At 72.0% G+C, this 17,231-nt stretch carries 13 protein-coding genes; 6 read left to right on the plus strand and 7 right to left on the minus strand.

What is annotated here, in order from left to right:
- The first annotated feature begins 15 nt into the window (after window positions 1-15).
- A complete protein-coding gene (locus PVK74_RS05250) occupies window positions 16-978 on the plus strand; it encodes a DMT family transporter (protein WP_274478329.1) in 963 nt (320 codons plus the stop codon).
- Here PVK74_RS05250 and PVK74_RS05255 read toward each other — a convergent pair.
- On the minus strand, window positions 916-2,127 hold the full coding sequence (locus PVK74_RS05255) for a hypothetical protein (protein ID WP_274478330.1): 1,212 nt from the start codon (window positions 2,125-2,127) through the stop codon (window positions 916-918). The genes PVK74_RS05250 and PVK74_RS05255 overlap by 63 nt on opposite strands.
- A 330-nt stretch (window positions 2,128-2,457) precedes the next feature.
- On the opposite strand from PVK74_RS05255, the gene PVK74_RS05260 reads away from it, so the two are divergent.
- Window positions 2,458-4,023 (plus strand): pectate lyase family protein, encoded by a 1,566-nt coding sequence (locus tag PVK74_RS05260; protein ID WP_274478331.1) that lies wholly within the window; start codon window positions 2,458-2,460, stop codon window positions 4,021-4,023.
- 62 nt (window positions 4,024-4,085) lie between these two features.
- Here PVK74_RS05260 and PVK74_RS05265 read toward each other — a convergent pair whose 3' ends face one another.
- From PVK74_RS05265 to PVK74_RS05285, 5 genes are all read right to left on the minus strand, one after another.
- Complete coding sequence (locus PVK74_RS05265; RefSeq protein WP_043324291.1) at window positions 4,086-5,816, minus strand: cellulose binding domain-containing protein; 1,731 nt, start codon at window positions 5,814-5,816, stop codon at window positions 4,086-4,088.
- Between the two features lie 27 nt (window positions 5,817-5,843).
- Window positions 5,844-7,271, minus strand: a complete 1,428-nt coding sequence (locus tag PVK74_RS05270) for a non-reducing end alpha-L-arabinofuranosidase family hydrolase (RefSeq protein WP_069089767.1) — start codon at window positions 7,269-7,271, stop codon at window positions 5,844-5,846.
- Between the two features lie 259 nt (window positions 7,272-7,530).
- Window positions 7,531-8,595: an SRPBCC domain-containing protein gene (locus PVK74_RS05275; RefSeq protein WP_064446069.1), complete on the minus strand. Its 1,065-nt coding sequence runs from the start codon at window positions 8,593-8,595 to the stop codon at window positions 7,531-7,533.
- Window positions 8,596-8,616: 21 nt separating this feature from the next.
- Window positions 8,617-9,948 (minus strand): low temperature requirement protein A, encoded by a 1,332-nt coding sequence (locus tag PVK74_RS05280; RefSeq protein ID WP_210883226.1) that lies wholly within the window; start codon window positions 9,946-9,948, stop codon window positions 8,617-8,619.
- A gap of 87 nt (window positions 9,949-10,035) precedes the next feature.
- Window positions 10,036-10,626, minus strand: coding sequence for a TetR/AcrR family transcriptional regulator (locus PVK74_RS05285; RefSeq protein WP_274478332.1), 591 nt, complete (start codon window positions 10,624-10,626; stop codon window positions 10,036-10,038).
- Window positions 10,627-10,747: 121 nt separating this feature from the next.
- Here PVK74_RS05285 and PVK74_RS05290 point away from each other — a divergent pair, with 121 nt between their 5' ends.
- Both PVK74_RS05290 and PVK74_RS05295 read left to right on the plus strand, forming a co-directional pair.
- A complete protein-coding gene (locus tag PVK74_RS05290) occupies window positions 10,748-12,388 on the plus strand; it encodes an MDR family MFS transporter (RefSeq protein ID WP_274478333.1) in 1,641 nt (546 codons plus the stop codon).
- Window positions 12,389-12,462: 74 nt separating this feature from the next.
- Window positions 12,463-13,311 (plus strand): phosphatase PAP2 family protein, encoded by an 849-nt coding sequence (locus tag PVK74_RS05295; protein WP_064446065.1) that lies wholly within the window; start codon window positions 12,463-12,465, stop codon window positions 13,309-13,311.
- 7 nt (window positions 13,312-13,318) lie between these two features.
- Here PVK74_RS05295 and PVK74_RS05300 read toward each other — a convergent pair whose 3' ends face one another.
- Window positions 13,319-15,376, minus strand: coding sequence for a cellulose binding domain-containing protein (locus PVK74_RS05300; protein WP_274478334.1), 2,058 nt, complete (start codon window positions 15,374-15,376; stop codon window positions 13,319-13,321).
- A gap of 244 nt (window positions 15,377-15,620) precedes the next feature.
- Between PVK74_RS05300 and PVK74_RS05305 the strand changes: the two genes are divergently transcribed.
- Entirely contained in the window at window positions 15,621-16,370 is a 750-nt protein-coding gene (locus PVK74_RS05305) for a lytic polysaccharide monooxygenase (protein WP_043324278.1), read from the plus strand.
- Entirely contained in the window at window positions 16,355-16,975 is a 621-nt protein-coding gene (locus PVK74_RS05310) for a DUF305 domain-containing protein (RefSeq protein WP_043324276.1), read from the plus strand. Before PVK74_RS05305 ends, PVK74_RS05310 begins: the two co-directional genes overlap by 16 nt.
- The last annotated feature ends 256 nt before the right edge of the window (window positions 16,976-17,231 follow it).

Here is a 17,231-nt window from a genome sequence, read left to right on the forward strand (position 1 = left end):
CCAACGACGGTAACGGTGGGAGCGGGCGGCGGAGTTGCCCTCGGCGCGCTGGGCGTGCTGGCCTTCAGCATGTCGCTGCCGGCCACCCGCGTCGCGGTGCACACACTCGACCCCTGGTTCGTCGCGTTCGGACGGGCCGTCGGCGCGGCGCTGCTCGCGTGGGCCTACCTGCGGTTCACCGCCGCCCCACGCCCCACCCGGGACCAGTGGCGACGGCTGTCGATCGTCGCGCTCGGCGTCGTGGTCGGCTTCCCGCTGTTCACCTCGCTGGCGCTCACCACGCAGACATCGGCGCACGGCGCGGTGGTGGTCACCGTGCTGCCCGCCATGACGGCGGTGTTCGCGGTGCTGCGGGCCGGGGAACGGCCGCCGCCGCTGTTCTGGATCGCCAGCATCGCCGGACTGGCGCTGGTGCTCGCGTTCCTCGCCGCCGGCGGCTCGATCCGCGGGGCGCTGGCGCCCGCCGACCTGTACCTGCTCGCCGCCGTGGTGCTCTGCGGACTCGGGTACGCCGAGGGCGGCCGGCTGGCCCGCGAACTCGGCGGCGCCCGGACGATCTGCTGGGCGTTGCTGCTGTCGCTCCCGGTCACCGTGCCGGTCACGGCGGTTGCCGCTTTCGTCCACCCGCCGCACGGCGGCATCGCCGCGTGGGCCGGGTTCGGCTACCTCACAGTGGTGTCGATGTTCCTCGGCTTCTTCGCCTGGTACGCCGGGCTGGCCCGGGGCGGCATCGCCAAGGTCGGCCAGATCCAGCTCGTCCAGCCGGTGCTCACGCTGATCTGGTCGGCACTGCTGCTCGGCGAGGCGGTCACGCCCGGCGCGCTCGTGGTGGCGGGCGCGGTACTCGCCTGCGTCGTGCTCATCCAGCGCACCCGGGGCGGCGCGACACCGTCGCGCGCCCCGGGCCGGTCGCCCTCAGCAGGGCGCGATGGTGCCGGTCACGCTGGAGACGTACGCGTGGCTGACGAAGTGTCCTGACGCGAGGCGGTTCCACTGGGTGGTGGTCCGGTACGGGCCGCTCACCGACTGGCCGCTGACCGAGCACTCGATCGGCACGTCGGCGTACGTGGCGGCCAGCCCGACGACCGGGTTGCTCGTGCTGGGACCGGAGCGGATGTTGAGCGGCCCGCTGCCGATGCGACCGCGCGTGCCGGTGCCGGTCCAGAGGTAGGCGACGTCGACCCAGGCGTTGTCGGTCAGCAGCAGGCCGTCCCAGAACGTGCCGTCGGCGAGGTCGATGCCGGCCGGGCTGCCCACCACCCGTCCGAACTGGTCCCGCCCGCCGTTGTAGCCGCTCTGGTACGCCGCCTGCGCCTCGGGCCGGCCCTGCGGCAGGTCCTTCCACATCTCCCGGGTGCTGCCGGGATTCCAGTAGTCGTCCTTGGTGTTCCACGGTCCGACGTCCCAGACCGGCGCGTACTCGCAGCGGCTGCGGGTCGTGGTGCAGACCCGCACGGTGTAGTCGCCGGTGTTCTTCGGCGCGAGTCCGCGGAACGAGGGCAGCGCGACGAAGTGGTCCCGGGAGACGATCACGTGCCCGTTGGCGGTGGTGCCGCCGACCAGCCCCTCGCGGGTGGCGTACACCCGGTAGGTGGGGCCGGGCGTGGCGGCCGTGACGGCGGCGACCGAGTCGGCGGTGAGCCGGACCGTGCGCAGGCTGGGCGCGGCGGACGGCCGGTCGGCGGTGAGGACCACCCGGATCTGCACCCGGGTGACCGGCTGGTCGAAGACGGCGGCGCCGGCCACGGCCCGCCATTCGGTCCACGCGCCCGATCGCCAGCCGCGCGCCGCCACCTCGACGGCGCCGTCGCGGGCGGGGACTGCGACGACGTCGGCCCGGACCCGGTTGGCCGGTGCGGCGAGTGAATGCGGCGCGACGAGCAGCGTGCCCTCGGCCGCGATGCCGCGCCGGGCCGCGGGCCGGTACGCCGGGTCGGCGAGGCGCAGTTCCGTGCCGGTCCAGCGGACGTTGACGTCGTCGGAGTCGATTCCGGCCAGGTCGGCGCTCCAGGTGTTGCCGGTGGCCGGTGCCGCCAGGGGCGCGGCGGGGGCCGGGGAGGCGGCCAGGACGGCGGCGACCGCGCCGGCGACGACCGCCGGGGTGCGGGTCCTGCGGGATCGGGACATGGCGCTCCTCGTGGGGGCGGAGTTAGACAGATGTCGATGCGTGGGTGAGGTGCAGGCAACCATCGATCTCGCCGCCCGTCAAGGTGGCGTCCCCGGCGTCCGGCCGCCCTGAGCAGTGCAAAAAACCTGCAAACGCTACCTCTTGCCCTGAGCGAAAGCGCTTTCATACGATCGCGTTACATCGATGTTTCGTTTGCGGCCCGGGCATCGCAGATGAACGACATCCGCCGGCGACGCGCCTGATCGCGTCGCGGCTCCGCACTATTCCCATTCGGTTGCTGCCGCGGCTCGGCGGCAATTCCCGCGTGCTCGAAAAAGGAATGAGGCGACATGAGAAGACCAGTCGCGCTGCGACTCCACGCGGCACTGGCCACGGCGGTCGTCGGTATCGCCGTCGCCGTGGCGCTCCCGTCCCCGCAGGCGTCGGCGGCGGCCGGCAGCGCCACCGGCTACGCCACCCAGAACGGCGGCACGACCGGCGGCGCGGGCGGGCAGACCGTACGCGCCACCACCGGCACCGCCATCCACGCCGCGCTCTGCGGCCGGGCCAGCAGCAGCACCCCGATCATCATCGAGGTGACCGGGACCATCAACCACGGCAACACCAGCAAGGTCTCCGGATCGAGCTGCAACACCGCCGACGGCGTGATCGAGCTGAAGCAGATCAGCAACGTCACGATCATCGGGGTGGGCAGCGGCGCCGTCTTCGACCAGCTCGGCATCCACATCCGCGACTCCCGCAACATCATCATCCGCAACGTGACGGTGCGCAACGTCAAGAAGTCCGGCTCGCCCACCTCCAACGGTGGTGACGCGATCGGCATGGAGAGCAGCGTCCGTAACGTCTGGGTCGACCACGTGACGCTGGAGGCGTCCGGCGGGGAGTCGGAGGGCTACGACGGCCTGTTCGACATGAAGGACGACACCCAGTACGTGACGCTGTCGTACAGCATCCTGCGTAACTCCGGCCGCGGTGGCCTGATCGGATCGAGTGAGAGCGACCGCGGCAACGGCTACATCACGTTCGAGCACAACCTGTACGAGAACATCGACTCCCGTACGCCGTTGCTGCGCGGCGGCATCGCCCACATGTTCAACAACCACTACAACGGGCTGCACGAGTCGGGCATCAACTCCCGGGCCGGGGCGCGGGCCAAGGTGGACAGCAACTACTTCCGCAACTCCAAGGACGTGCTCGGCACGTTCTACACCAGCGAGCGCGGCACCTGGCAGGTCAGCGGCAACATCTTCGACAACGTGACCTGGTCCTCGCCGGGCAGCGACAACTACCCGGCGGGGCCGAACGTGACCTCGACGACCACCGTGAGCGTCCCGTACTCGTACCGGCTCGACGCGGCGAGCTGTGTGCCGGACATCGTGCGGCAGACGGCGGGCGCGAACACCGGCCTGCGGGTGTCCGACGGCAACTGCACGCCGCAGTCCCCGGCGCCGACCACGCCGGCGCCGACCACGCCGGCGCCGACCACGCCGCCGCCCGGGACGACCACCCCGCCGCCGTCCGGCGGGACCAACCTGAGCCTCGTCTCCGGCGCCGGCGCGGACGGGTCCAGCAAGGCCGACGGCACCAGCTACGGCAACGTGCGCGACGGCAACCTGAGCACCTACTGGTCGCCGTCGGGGTCGACCGGCACCGTCTCGATCAAGTGGGGCTCGGCCACCACCGTGTCCCGCGTGGTCATCCGCGAGCCGTCCGGCACCTCGGGCTCGATCGGGTCGTGGCAGCTCGTCAACAACGACACCGGCGCGGTGCTGGCCTCCGGCAGCGGGGCCGGCCAGATCACCTTCGGTGCGACCTCGCTGAAGAAGATCAACTTCAAGATCAACAGCTCCAGCGGTACGCCGAGAGTCGGCGAGTTCGAGACGTACGCCAGCTAGCACGTCACACACGAGCGGGGGCGGCCGATCCGGCCGCCCCCGCCCTTGTTGCGTGTCCCCGGTCAGAGGGTGAGCACGACGGTGGAGATGCTCCGCGCGCCGACGTTCACGGTGACCTGGTTGCCGTTCACACCGACCGGCTGGCTCGCCGCGCTCGCGTTCTGCGACGTGGCCACGTACTCCGCCCGGCTGACGTTCTGCGGCGCCTGGATGATCGCGTTGTTCACCGCGCTGGTGGACCGGTTGAGGATCACCAGCGTCACCTTCCCGTCGCCGGAATAGGCGGTCACCTCCAGCGGCGACGCCTTGGAGCTCTTGGTCAGGGCGACCCGCTGGTAGCCGGGACGCACGTACTTCGCGTACTGCGAGAACGCGTACCCGCGCTTGAGCGGCGCGCCCGCCACGGTGCCGTACGCGGACTCGCCGTCACCGATGAACGAGTAGTAGCGCTTGCCGTACCACCAGACGTACGCGCTCCAGTTCGACTCCATCGACTTGTGCACGGTGCGCATGATGTCGTCGAGCGTCTCGTTCCAGGCGGCGGCGTTGGCCGGGTTGCCCCAGATGTTGGAGCCGCCGCCGTCGGCCTCGTGCAGGTTCCACTCGGTCATCCACACCGGCTTGTTGTACTGCTGCGCCAGCGTGTACGGCTTCAGCCGGCCGGACGCCTCGGTGCCGTAGAGGTGTCCGCCGATGTAGCCGATGTTGTTGCGGGCGGCCGCGTCGTTGAGCGTCGGGTCGGTGTAGCCGTAGTTCAGGTTCACCGCCTCGGCGACCATCAGTTTGGTGTTCTGCACCTTGGCGCCCTGCTCCCGCACGAAGGTCTGGAGTTCGGTGCCGCTCCAGTCCATCGAGTCGTAGTCAGGGTGCCAGTCCGGCTCGTTCTGCACGGACGTGACGTCGATCGTCACACCCTGGTTGCGCATGTACTGGACGTAGCTGTTGAGGTGGTTGGCGTAGTCGTCGTAGTAGTCGGTGCGCAGCTTGCCACCGTTGATCCGGCTGTTGTTCGTCTTCCAGGCCGCCGGGGCGGTCCACGGCGACGCCATGATCTTCACGTTCGACCCGTACGACTTCGCCGTGCGCAGCGCGCTGACCTGGGTGCCCCACTCGCCGGACACCGGCGAGATGCCGGTACGCACGATGGACAGGCCGAGCTGGTTGGGGCCGAGCCCGACGAGCGTCTGCGTCTCGGCCGTCGACCAGGCGCCGCCCCAGATCGACACGGCGGCGCCGAACCCGTCGATCGTCTGGTAGCGGCTGGCGGTGTTGACGGTGATGTCCGCCGCCCCGGTCGGCGGCGGGGTGCTGGGCGAGGTGGTCGGCGAACTCGTCGGTGACGTGGACGGCGAGGTGGACGGCGACGTGGGCGTCGTGCCGCCGGTGCAGGTCACCCCGTTGAGCGCGAAGCTCGTCGGCGCGGGGTTGCTGCTGGTCCAGGCCCCGTTGAACCCGAACGACGTGCTGCCGTTCGTGGGGATGGACCCGTTGTAGTCGACGTTGCGGGCGGTCACCGCCGCTCCGCTCTGGGTGACGGTGGCGTTCCACGCCTGGGTGACGGTCTGGCCGGCGGCGTAGGACCAGGTGAGCGTCCAGCCGTTGACCGGGTCACCGAGGTTGGTGACCGTCACGTTCGCGCCGAAGCCGCCCTGCCACTGCGACGACACGGCGTAGGTGACCGCGCATCCGGCGGCTGCCGCTCCGGCCGGCAGCGCCGCGGCCATCGCGGTGGACGCCAGCAGGACCGCGCCGGCCGACAACACCGCGGTACGGGTCGTTCTGTGCCTTCTCATGCGACCTTCCTTCCTGGACGGTCCGGCTCAGCGCTGGAGGGTGAGCAGTCCGGGGCGGTAGGGCAGGAGGCCGTAGTCGCCGCCGGAGTTGGGGGAGCGGCCCTGGTAGAGCAGTTGGAGGTTGCAGGGGTCGACGGTGAAGGTCTGGTCCGCGGTGGTGCGGATCAGTTCACCGTGGCTGATGTCGTTGGTCCAGGTGGCGCCGCTGTTGGCCTTGCCGGCGAACGGGTTGGACTCGGTGGCGGCCTGCGGGGTCCAGGAGCCGTTCAGGCTGGTGGCGGTGAACGAGCGGAAGTAGCGGCCCTGCGAGCCGATGGCCTCGACGATCATCAGGTAGCGGGTCTGGCCCTGCAGCTTGTAGACCTGCACGGCCTCGAACAGGTTGTTCGTGCTGTCGGACATGATCGTGGTGTAGTTCGAGCCGAAGCTGCCGGGGAAGTTCCCGATCGGCATGCTGGAGCGGTAGATCTTGCCGTTGTCACCGGCGAAGAACAGGTACATGTTCTGGTCGTCGGCGATCAGCGTCTGGTCGATCGGGCCGGTGCCGGAGCCGGAGATGCTGCCGGTGAACAGCGGCTGCGCCGACGACCACCCGTTGGGGTTGGTGGGGTCGTTGGAGGTGCGGTAGGAGAACGCGGTCGGTCCCCACTGGTACGCCAGGACCCAGATGTTGCGCGGCGCGAAGTAGAACAACGTCGGCGCCACGGTCCCCGACGACATCGCGTTCTGGCTGGCCGACGCCATCTGCGACCAGTTCGAGAACAGACCGAAGTTCATCGACCCCCACCTCGTGCCGGTGTCGTGGGTGGTGGCGTAGACCAGGTGCTGCCCGTTGTACGGCACCACCGTGAAGTCCTTCAACGACACCCAACCCGACCGCGGCTGCGCCAACGCGCCCGTCGAGGACCACCGGTACGACGACGGGAGACTGCAGGTGTTGCCCGGCGGCGGCGTCGTGGGTGGCGCCGTGGTCGGCGGTGCCGTGGTGGGTGGCGCGGTGGTGGGTGAGCCGGTCGGGCCGCCGGTCGGCGTGGTGCCGCCGGTGCAGGTCACGCCGTTGAGCGCGAAGCTGGTCGGCACCGGGTTGCTGCTGGTCCAGGAGCCGTTGAAGCCGAACGACGTGTTGCCGTTCGTCGGGATCGACCCGTTGTAGTCGACGTTGCGCGCGGTGACCGCGGACCCGCTCTGGGTCAGGCTCGTGTTCCACGACTGGGTCACCGTCTGCCCGGCGCCGAACGACCACGTCAGCGTCCAGCTCGACACCGGGTCGCCGAGGTTCGTGATGGTGACGTTGGCGCCGAAGCCGCCCTGCCACTGCGACGAGATCGCGTAGTTCACGGAGCAGCCCGCGGCGGCGGCCCCGGCGGGCAGCTGCGCCACGGCGACCGACGCCGACGCGAGCAGCGCGGCGCCGGCCGACGCCAATATGGCATTGACTGACCTGGATCTGGACATGAATTGACCTCCTGCGGGGGCGGCGGCTCTGGCATTGGCGGTGGCGATTGTTTTGTGAGCGTTAACAGCCGCGTCAGGGATGTTACGGGAGCGCTCCCATGCGCTCAACAACCCATTTCCGCACCCACCGAATCAGCGCGGCCCCCACCCGCCCGCCCCGGACGCGACGATCATGAAGTTGACCGCGTCCAATGCGGACAAATCCGCGGCCTAACTTCATGATCAACGGGGTGGAAGGGGGAGGGGAGAGGGGTGGGCGTCAGGCGGGGGTGCAGGGGGTGTTGTCGGCGGTGCACGCGACGGGGGCGTCGTGCTGGGGGTCCGGGTCGCGTACGTCGAAGCGGATGGTGGCGGACTCGCCGCCCGGCAACGCGCCCCCGGTGAAGGTGACCACGGTGCCGTCCTGGGTGGCCTCGGCTCCGCTGACACTGCCCACAGTGGCGCCCTCGTGCAGCGTCACGGTGACCGTCCAGCCCGGACGCGGTGACGGACCGGGATTGCGCAGCACCACCTCGCCCCGGTAGCCGAAGATCCGGTCGTTCACCGTCTCGTAGGTGGCGCTCAGCGGCGTCGCCGCCACGGTCGAGGGCGTCGCGCTCGGCGTACGGCTGGGGGTGGGTGACGGCGTCGGCGAGGGCGACTCGCTGCGGCGGCTGGCGCTGGGCGTGGGCCGCGCGGTCGTGGGGCGCGCGGAGGGCGTCGCGGTGGACGGCATGACGAGTGACGTCGTGGGGGCCGGCGCGGCCGGGGCGGGCGGCTCGTCGCCGGTGGTCCATACCGTTGCTCCGGCTGCCGCGGCGAGCAGCGTGACCGCGCCCGCCGCGAGCAGCGCCCGGCGCCGTCCGGGCCGGCGGGGTTCGTCGCCGAGCAGCCGGACCACAGGCAGTTCGGCGGTCAGCCCGCCCTCGGCCCGGCGCAGGTCCACGTTCTGGAACGCCAGCCAGTCCAGAATGGCCGGCAGCCGTCCGGTGACCGCCTGCTCGTGCTGCTCGGCGCGGGCGTCGGCGTCCCAGTCGCCCTCTTCGAGCACCTCGCGTACGGACAGCCGGGTGCCGTGTGCGGTGGGGGCCAGGTCGCAGGCCAGGCGGGTGGCCCGGTCGGCCTCCCGGCAGCGGACGACCAGCCGGTGCGGCGCGCGCAGCTCGACGGTCTCGACCTCGGTGTCGGTGTCGTAGCCGGGCAGCGCGGCGGTGGCGAGGATCCACCGGTCGGACCCGGGCGCGCTGTCGGTGAACCACTTGGCCAGCAGCGCGCGTTCCGTCAACGCCCGCCAGGTCCGGGCGGGCGGGTGGAACAGGTCGACCTCGGTGACGATCTCGATCACGCGGAGACTCTAGGGCCTGTGTCAAGGTCGGTGCGGGGCGCTGTCGCCGCCGTCGTGCCAGCGGGCCCGCCAGGCGGCCTCGCTCTCCTCGGCGCTCGACTTCTCCTCGTGCATGAGCCGGCGCAACGCGATCCGGGAATCGGCGAAGATCACCAGCTCGGCCGCCACGAGCGCCACGCAGATCGCGGTGAGCAGACCCAGCGCGCCGAGCGCCGGCAGGTGCCGCCCGACCGGCAGCGCCACGGCGAGCAGGACCACGGCGCCGACCCGGGTCCAGGACAGCGTCCGCAGCGCGCGCCACTGGAACGCCATGTTCGCGGCGAAGTAGACGAGCACGCCACCGAAGAGCAGCGGCACCGCCGGGCCGTGGCCGCGCTCCATCGGGCCGCCGGCCGGGTCGGTGACGATGCGGACCAGTTCCTCGGCGCCGATCGCGAACAGGATCACCCCGGCGATCATGGGCAGGTAGAGGTAGGCGTACGCGTCGCGGGCAAGCGCCACCCGCGCGTGACCCTGGGTGGCGTGCAGCGCGATCCGGGCGGCCGGCCCGATCATGTCGAAGTGCGCCCACCAGAGCGCGGCGGTGAACAGGATGCCGAAGATCGCCGCCGGGATCGCCGGCCAGGTCACCGGCTGGCCGAGCAGGTTGCCGCCCACGCCGACCGAGATGACCGACTCGCCGAGCGCGATGATCAGGATCAGGTCGTACCGCTCGGTCCAGTGCTCGGCCGAGGTGATCTTCCAGCCGTCGGTGCCGGCCAGCAGACCACTGCTGTACTGGATGGCCACCACGGCGATCCACAGTCCGTCGCGCAGCCACGGGCCGACCTCCGGGGACACTCGCGGCGGCAGCAGCGCCGCCACCAGCAGCAGGGTGGCGGTGACCAGCGCCTCGGGCAGGAACAGCCGCAGCTTGTGCCGGGCCGGCGGGTCGTCGCGCGTGGCGTACCAGTACAGCGCGGTGTGCACGGCCCGGATCACCACATAGCTGATCGTGACCAGGATCGGCCCGGCGCTGCCCTGTTGCAGGTCGCCGAACGTCTGCGGCAACGCGAGCGCGAACGTGAACAGCGCGATCATGCCGACCACCATGAGGATCGGCACGAAGCCCTCGCCGAGGCGCAGCCGGGCGGCCACCGCGCTGTGCACCACCCAGCACCACCACAGCACGGCGAGCACCAGCAGCGCGTGCAGCAGTTCCCCGGGGGTCACGTTGGCGGCGGTGGCCCGCGTGATGATGAAGAAGGACACCACGAAGACGAGGTCGAAGAAGATCTCGAACCGGTCGACCCGGGTGGCGGGGGCGACGCCGGTCGCCGGCCCGAGCCCCTTGCGCCACCGGTCGCCACCCACCGGGCGAGTCTGTCAGCCCAGGTCAGGCAGGGTGCCGCTTTCGCCGGCCATTCCACCGGTCCGACCGGGCGGCGGGCGGGGGAGTGCTCAGCCGGCAGCCGGGGCGGCCAGGGCGAGCACGTCGCGCAGCACGTCGCGCAACGGGCGCCCGGGGCGCTCCAGCCACTCGTGGGCGGCGATCCGCAGGGACGCGAGGAACGTCGCGGCGATGATCCGGGCCCGCAACGCCGCGTCCGGTCCGGTCACCCGGCGGGCCAGCTCCGCGGCCATCTCGCGCTCCAGCGCCGCGTACGCGGCGACCTGGTGGGCGGCCAGGCTCGGGTGACCGTGCAGTCGCCGGCGCCGGTCGAGCCAGGGCTCGGCCGGGTCGTCGTAACCGTCCTCGGCCTGGGCCAGGGCGGCCCGGGTCAGCGCGGCCCACGGTGGCAGCTGCGGCGGTTGTTGCGCGACCAGCGCGAGGAGCCGGCGCAGCCGCAGCGTGTCGCCGTGGAAGAGGGCCTCCTCCTTGCCGCTGAAGTAGTTGGAGAACGTGCGCCGGGAGACGTTCGCGGCGTCGGCGATCGCCTCGACGGTGATCCGGTCGGGGCCGTGCTCGACGGCGAGCGACAGCGCCGCCTCGTGCAGCGCCTGCCGCGTGGCCGCCTTCTTCCGCTCGCGCAGCCCGGTGCACTCCTCCATGCGACAAGCCTAGGTGACCCATTTCTCAATGGGCAAAGTTGCCCGAAGGGCAAGGTTTAGTGTTGATTGCTTGAGGCAACGAAGCGGCCAACCCGCATCGACACATCTGGAGGACGCGCGCATGAGCGCACCCACCGTGACGGCTGAGGCCGCCCCGATGAGCAAGCGGAAGACGCTGGAGGCGCTCAGCGGTCTGCTGCTCGTGCTCTTCGTGGCCATGCTGAGCAGCACCGTGGTCTCGACGGCCCTGCCGAAGATCATCGGAGCGCTCAACGGCTCGCAGACGCAGTACACCTGGGTGGTCACCGCCACCCTGCTCACCGCCACCGCGACCACCCCGATCTGGGGCAAGCTGGCCGACCTGTTCAACAAGAAGCTGCTGGTCCAGATCGCCATCGTGGTGTTCCTGGTCGGGTCGATCGCGGCCGGCTTCGCGCAGAGCGCCGGGCAGCTCATCGCCGCCCGCGCGTTCCAGGGCATCGGCGTCGGCGGTCTCCAGGCGCTGGTCCAGGTCGCCATCGCGGCCATGATCCCGCCGCGTGAGCGGGGCCGCTACAACGGCTACCTGGGCGGCGTCATGGCGCTGGCCACCGTCGGCGGCCCGCTGCTGGGCGGCCTGATCGTGGACACCTCCTGGCTCGGCTGGCGCTGGTGCTTCTTCGTCGGCGTACCGGTCGCGGTGGTCGCGCTGTTCCTGCTCCAGGTCACCCTGAACCTGCCCACCGTGCGCCGGAAGAACGTCAAGATCGACTATCTGGGCGCCACGCTCATCGCCGCCGGCGTCAGCGTGCTGCTGATCTGGATCTCGTTCGTCGACGACTCGTTCGCCTGGGCCTCCTGGCAGACCGGGGCCATGGTCGGCGGCGCGGTGCTGCTGCTCGCGCTCGCGGTCTGGGTGGAGGCGCGAGCCGCCGAGCCGGTGGTGCCGCTGCACATCGTCCGCGAGCGCACCACCGCCCTGGCGATCCTGGGCAGCCTCGCGGTCGGCATGGCGATGTTCGGCGGCGCGGTCTTCCTCGGCCAGTACTTCCAGATCGGCCGCGGCTACAGCCCGACCGAGGCCGGTCTGCTGACCATCCCGATGATGGTCGGCGTGCTGCTCTCCTCGATCGTGGCCGGCCGGATGATCACGGCCACCGGGAAGATCAAGCCGTACATCGTGTTCGGCGCGGTCGTGCTGGTCGTCGGGTTCGCCATGCTCGGCACCATCGACCACGAGACCTCGCTGGTCTTCGTCGGCCTCGCCATGTTCATCGTCGGCGTCGGCGTCGGCATGACCATGCAGAACCTGGTGCTCGCGGTGCAGAACACCGTCGCGCTCAAGGACATCGGCGCGGCCAGCGCCAGCGTCGCGTTCTTCCGCTCGCTCGGCGGCACCATCGGCGTGTCGGTGCTCGGCGCGGTGCTGGCCCGCCGGGTCACCGACCGGATCACTCACGACCTCGCCGCGGCCGGCATCCCCACCACCGGCGGAGGCGGCGGCAGCACGCTCAACCTCGACGCGCTGCCCGAGCCGGTCCGGCAGATCGTGCGGGCCGCGTACGGGGACGCAACGGGGCACATCTTCCTGATCTCGGCCGCCATCGCGGTGGTGGGTATCGTGGCGGCGCTGCTGCTGCGCCCGGTCACCCTGCGTTCCAGCCTCGACCTGCCGGACACCGGCCGGTCGGTGGCGGTGGGAGCGGACGCCGTCGACGGCGCGCCCGCCTTCGACGAGGTGAGCGTGGACTCGGCCGGGCGGGAGGAACGCGCCCGCCGCTGAGCCCGTACCCCCAGGGCCGTCGCCGACCCCGGCGGCGGCCCTGATCCGTGCCGGGAGGCACCGAAGGAGGAGTCGTGGACATCACGCGGGCCGCGCCGCCGCGCCTGGCCGCATGGCGGCGGGCCGCGCGTGAGCTGGCGCTCGTCGCCGTGCTCTTCCTCGCCTACAAGGCGGGCCGGCAGGTGGTGGCCGACCACGCCGAGGTGGCGCTCGCCAACGGCGAGTGGATCTGGCGGCTGGAGCGGCTGCTGCGCCTGCCCGCCGAGGCGGCGGTGCAGGGGCCGCTGCTGTCGCACGAGATCCTGATGCGGCTGGCGAACAGCTACTACGCCTTCGTCCACTTCCCGGCCACCGTGCTCTGCCTGGTCTGGCTCTGGCTGCGCCGCCCGGCCCACTACCTGCGGCTGCGGCGCGCCCTGGCGGCGCTGACCGCGGTGGCGCTGGTGCTGCACGTGTGCGTCCCGCTCGCGCCGCCCCGGCTGACCGAGCTCACCGGTCTGGTCGACACCGGCACCCGGTTCGGCCCGAGCGTCTACGGACCGCCCGACACCGACCAGCTCAGCAACCAGTACGCGGCCATGCCGTCGCTGCACGTGGGCTGGGCGCTGGCGATCGCGCTGGCGCTGATGGCGGTCACCACCGGACGCCTCCGCTGGCTCTGGCTGCTCCACCCCCTGGCGACGGCGCTCGTGGTGGTGGTCACCGGCAACCACTACTGGCTCGACGGGCTCGTCTCGGTCGCGCTGCTCGTGGCGATCCTGGCCGTGCTGCCCCGGCCCGCGCCGGACCGGCCCGCGCTCGTCGAGGCAGCCGGACCGGTGCGTCCGCACGTGGTGCCGGCGCCGCGCCGCGCCGGCCACCACCGGAACCCGCGGGTCCCGGCGGCGGCCGACGCGCGGCTGCGCCCTCCCGGGCGGGGCTGAGGGCCGGTCAGCGCAGCGTGCAGACCGTCCCGTTGAGGCGGAACGCGCCCGGCGGCACGTTCGGCCCGCTGTACGCGCCGACGAACCCGACGGTCGTGCTCCCGCCGTCGGCGGCGAGCCGCCGGTTGTCGGCGGTGGGCGTCACCCGGACGTTGCGGCCCTGCTGGTCCCAGGTGGCGCTCCACCCGCTGCTCACCTGCTGCCAGTCGGTCGGCCAGGTCCAGGTGAGCGTCCAGCCGTCGACGGCCTTCGCGCCGGTGTTGATCACCTCGACGTTCGCCACGTACCCGTTGCCCCAGTCGTTGTCGTCGTTGAACCGCACCGCGCAGGAGCTCTCGGCGGGGCTGCCGGTGGCGAACGTCAGCGGCGGCGACGACCAGGAGACCCGCCCGGCGGTGTCCCGGGCGAGCACGTTGACCGTGTAGCGGGCGCCCGGTTCCAGGTTGCCCACCGTCAGCGACGTGCCGGCGGTCTCACCGAGCTGCTCGCTCACCGCGCCGTACTGCCGGTGCACCTCGTACTTGGCGATCGGGGACGCGCCCGGCGTGGCCGCCGGCCAGGAGATGGTCGCCGCACGGTCGGTCACCGCGCCCGCCGTCGGCCGGCCCGGGGCGCCGGGCCGCCCGGCCGAGCTGCCGGCCGGTCGCAGCACGAGCGTGGTCAGCGAGTACGGCGGCAGCGTGCGCACGGTGGCGCTGCCCGAGCGGCCGGTGCTGATCCCGGTCGCGCCGTTGGCGAGCGTGTGCACTGTCGGCGCCTCGTCGGCCGGGGTGAAACCGGCGTAGTCGAGCGCCACCGGGTGGGCGTTGTCCGGGTCCTTGTTGAGCAGCAGCACCGCGACGCTGCCGTCCGGCCGCCGGACCGCGTGCGCGGCGACCAGCGGCTCGTCGGTCCCGGCGCGGACGAGCTGGTCACCGGGCCGGGCGAACAGGTTCATCATGGACAGCGCGTGGTACGGCGCGAACGGGGTGTTGAACGCCGGCTGGCACACCTCACCGTCGCTGGTGCAGTTGCCGCTGGACAGCATCCCGAAGTCGCCGTAGTCGGTCTGCCCGGCCACCTCGGAGACGGTGCCGATGCCGTTGTGCACGTTCCACCACTGCACCGTGAAGACGCCCTGCTCCAGCAGGCCGCTGTAGGCGTCGGCCAGGAACAGCGCGCCGGGCGCGGTGGTGCGGCCGGCGTCCACGTTCAGCTCGGTGAAGCTGATCCCGATCCGGTCCGCGCCGGGGCCGGCGTACCTGGCGATCTGCTGGCGCAGCAGCCAGGCCGCGTCGGGCAAATGGTTGGTCCGGGCCAGCGAGTCGGCGGCGTTGCCGCCCGGGTACCAGTGCACGTCCACGAAGTCGATCTTCGGGCCGGCGAGGGAGAGCACGGTCTGGTTCCACGGGCCCGGGTCGGAGCCGGCGGTGATCCCGTCCGGCCAGTTGCCGGGCATGGTGAGCACCGCGCCGACCTTGATGCTCGGGTCGACCGCCTTCATCGCGTCGGCGTACTCGATCACCAGCCGCGCGTACTGGGCGGCGCTCTTGTCCGGGTGGTCGTCGGCCTCCCAGGCCGAGCCGTAGTGGCCGTTGCCGTAGTTCTCGTTCCCGACGGTCCACCACCTGGCGCCGTAGCCCTTTGTGACGTTGGCGTACCGGACCCAGGCGGCGGCCTCGGCGGGCGTGCCGGTGCCGTAGTTCGCGATGATCATCGGCTGGGCGCCGACGCGGCGGGCGCCGGCCATGAACGTGTCGAAGTCGGTGTTCGGCGCGACGTAGCCGCCGGGCGCGGTGTGCGTCTCCCAGTGGTAGATGTCGGCGTACGAGCCGCCGGGGTAGCGCAGCATCTTCACACCCGCGGCCTTGAGCAGGTCGGACGTCTCGGCGCTGCCGAGCTGCGAGTCCCAGATGGCGTGGTTGACGCCGAGCGCGGTCTCCGGGACCGTGGCCAGCCCGGCGCGGGTGTTCACGGTGACGGTGACCGGGTCGGTGGGGTCGGCGGCGGCGACCGGTCCGCCGACGGTGCTGAGCGCGGTGGCGAGCAGGAGCAGGCTGGCCGCGAACGCGGTGGTTCTCCTCATGCGGGGGTGTCCTCCGGGGAGTGGGACGACGAGGCGATGCCCGGTCTGCGTCGTCCTCCCGGACGCCTGGCGGCGGCGGGATGCCCAGGAACGACGATCGGCTCCGCGCGGCGAGCCATCGACGAGGATCATACGCCCGGCGTCGGGGAGTGCAGGGCTTAATTTATAGACAGGAGTCTTTACTGTTAACAATGTTTAATTTATGTTCGGGGCACCTTCCGTTCCCCCCGAAGGAGTTGCCACCATGCGTCGAAGAATCACCCTCCCGCTGCTCACCGCAGGCGCCGTGACCGGCACGCTGGCGCTCGCCGCGCCCGCGCAGGCCCACGGCTACGTCTCCTCACCGCCCAGCCGCCAGGCGCTGTGCGCGCAGAACCGGGTGCCCGACTGCGGCCAGATCAAGTACGAGCCGCAGAGCGTCGAGGGCCCCAAGGGCCTGCGCAGCTGCCACGCCGGCATCGCCCAGTTCGCGGTCCTCAACGACGACAGCCGCAACTGGCCGGCCACCTCGGTCGGCAGCACCGTCACGTTCACCTGGGTCAACACCGCCCGCCACGCCACCGCCAACTGGGAGTACTGGATCGGTGGCACCCGGGTCGCCGTGGTCGACGGCGGTGGCCGTCAGCCCGGCGCGACCGTGTCGCACACGGTCAACCTCGGCGGCTTCTCCGGCCGGCAGAAACTGCTCGCCATCTGGAACATCTCCGACACCGCCAACGCCTTCTACTCCTGCGTCGACCTGCAGATCGGCGGCGGTGGCGGCAACCCGACCCCGTCGCCCACGCCGACGGCGGCGCCGACCACCCCCGCGCCCTCGCCCACGCCCACCCGGACCAGCACGCCGGCGCCGGGCGGCACGTGGACGGCCGGACGGGCGTACCAGGTCGGTGACACGGTCACCTACGACGGCCGCAGCTACCGCTGCCGCCAGGCGCACACCGCCATCGCCGGCTGGGAGCCGCCGAACGTGCCGGCGCTGTGGCAGCAGATCTGAGCCCGCGTACCCGCGCGGCGGAGCCGGCCGGTCCCCGGCTCCGCCGCGCGTCCGCGGCCCTGCTCGGCGTGATGCTGACCCTGGCCGGTTGCGGCGGCCCGCCCGCGGCCGATCCGTCCCCGCCGGTCCCGTCCGCCACGGCCTCGGCCCCGGACACCACGGTCAGCGGGATCGACGCGCTGTTCCTGGCCATGATGGTGGCCCACACCGAGCAGACGCTGGAGATCGTGCGGCTCGGTCTCGACCGCGCCACCGATACGCGGATCCGCACGCTGATCGCCGCCGTGCGGGCCACCGAGACCGACGAACTGGCCACCATGCGCGAATGGCTGCGCGACGCCGGGCCGTCGGCCGCCGCCGCGGCCGCCCGGCACGACCACTCCGGGCACAGCGACGCTGCCGCCGGACTGGCCCGGCTGCGCGCCGCCGCGCCCGCCGACGCCGACCGCGTGCTGGTCGACGTGCTGAGCCGGCACCAGCGCACCGCGGCCGACCTGGCCCGCGCCCAGGTCGCCGCCGGCACCAGCGAGCGGGTACGCGAGCTGGCCCGCCGGATCGAGCGCTCCCGGACCGCGGAGATCGAACTGATGGGCCGGATGGGCTGAAACGGCGCGCCCGCACGCCCCGGAGCTGCCCGGACGCGCCATGACCTTCGTCACGTCGACGTCGCGCCCACCGGCCCGCCGAGGTTCACGAATCGGCGCGCAACCGCCCTTTTCCGTGAGCCGCCGGCCCGCCGTGCGGCCGTGCGCAGGCCCGGGACGCCTCGTCCGTCGGCATAATCCGCCCCGGTCTGTCGCCGGTCGTGGTTAGGCTTCCCGCCGGACGTCGCCCCGCCGCGCGTTCCGCCCGCGCCCGGAC

The organism is Micromonospora chalcea (assembly GCF_028768405.1).
Lineage (GTDB): Bacteria > Actinomycetota > Actinomycetes > Mycobacteriales > Micromonosporaceae > Micromonospora > Micromonospora chalcea.